Annotated in this window: 1 protein-coding gene; it reads right to left on the reverse strand. The window is 63.1% G+C overall.

Going from position 1 to position 382, the window contains the following annotated elements; genetic code table 11:
- A partial coding sequence (locus Q5L94_RS13435) for a universal stress protein (RefSeq protein WP_317498869.1) occupies nucleotides 1–382 on the reverse strand: 382 nt, incomplete at both ends.

Genomic DNA, 382 nt, shown 5'->3' on the forward strand with positions numbered 1-382 from the left:
TGCCTGTTCGAACGTGAGCGGGACGCCGACAACATGGATCAACCGCAGCCTTGCATTCGGGGCCAGATTGCGTGCTTCCTTTGCGGCCGATGCCGATTGGGGTGAAAAATCGATGGCGACGGCGACCTTGCGATAGGGCCCGGCAGCCTGGGACTTGACCACGAGGACCGGCGCGGGCGACGTCCTGATGACCCTGTCCGCGGTCGAGCCCAGAACTTTCGCGCGCAATGACTTGCCGGGGCTTTTGCCCGGACCGAGCACGACAAGGTCGGCTGATCCCTCATCCGCTACCCGGGTGATAACTTCGTGCGGTGATCCGAATTCAACCCGCACATCGGTGCGCCGGGTGCGACCGAGTTCAAGCAAGGATGCATCGATGCGC

Source organism: Idiomarina sp. Sol25 (assembly GCF_033052775.1).
GTDB lineage: Bacteria > Pseudomonadota > Gammaproteobacteria > Enterobacterales > Alteromonadaceae > Idiomarina.